This is a genomic window from Azospirillum isscasi, assembly GCF_030849505.1.
Classification (GTDB): domain Bacteria; phylum Pseudomonadota; class Alphaproteobacteria; order Azospirillales; family Azospirillaceae; genus Azospirillum; species Azospirillum isscasi.
The window spans coordinates 1-970 of the sequence record NZ_JAUJFI010000369.1; the positions used below are offsets into that span (position 1 = coordinate 1).

Below are 970 nucleotides of genomic sequence, written 5' to 3' on the forward strand. Positions count from 1 at the left end.
CCTCGGCTTCTCCCTGTCGGAGGGGATCGTCGCCGATGCGGAGGAGCTGGAAAGCCTGCGGGTGGTGGAGGGGTGCGGCGGGGGCGACGTCCGCTGGGGCTGGGTCGATCTGGTGATGCGGCTGCGCGCGGTGGAGGCCGCCAGCGGCGGGTCGCTGGGCGCCTTCGCGCTGGCCGCGGCCCTGGAGGCGCCCTTCGCGGACCTGCTGCTGGAGCTGGTCGGCGCGCTGAAGGAGGAACCGCCGCCGCCCGGCCCCTGGCTGCATGCCATGCGCCTGCTGGCCGCCATGGATCTGGACGCCGCGGCGGAACTGGCCGACCTCACCGCCACCCGGCTGTTGCAGGGGGAGGAGCCCGCCGGCCTGGCCGAGGTCGCCGACCTGTTCGCCCTGATCGGGATTTCCGGCAGCTCCGGCATGGAGATCCCGCGGGAGGAGATCGCCGCGCTGCGCGACGCCCTTTTCGGTGGCGCGGGGCTGGTTCCGGCGGCGGAGGAGATGCCCGCGGGCGGTGTGCACGCCTGGCCGCTGGACGTGCTGTTCCGGCTGGCCGAGGCGGTGGCGGCGGGTTGCGGCCCGGCCCTGCTTCTGCTGGACCTGGAAAGCGATCCGCACGCGGTGGACGCGGTGACCGAGGTCGTCCACCGCGAGCTGTGCCTCTACAACCGCTCGCGGCTCGACCTGGGCGGCGGGCTGTTCGAGTATCTGATGGCGCCCGCGGACTTCGCCGCCTTCCTGCGCCGTCTGGCGGAGAGCGACCCGGATCGCCGCTGCCTGCGCTCCGTCCGGCCCACCGGCGCGGAGGCGGAGCCGGGACCGGAGGCGCTGCCCGCGTCCGCCGCTGCGCCGGAACCGCCCCCGGTGGCGGCGGAACCGGCGCCCGCCCTGCAAGCATCCCCTCCGGCATCCCCTCCGCCTCCGGCACCGCCGCACGCCCCGCCCGCGGGCCCGGCCCGGGTGCGGGCCGCCGGC

The 970-nt window shown here is 76.6% G+C and carries 1 pseudogene; it reads left to right on the forward strand.

Features of this window, described 5'->3' with window-relative positions:
• Nucleotides 1-970, forward strand: a pseudogene (locus tag QSG27_RS29045) (hypothetical protein); the annotation flags it as partial.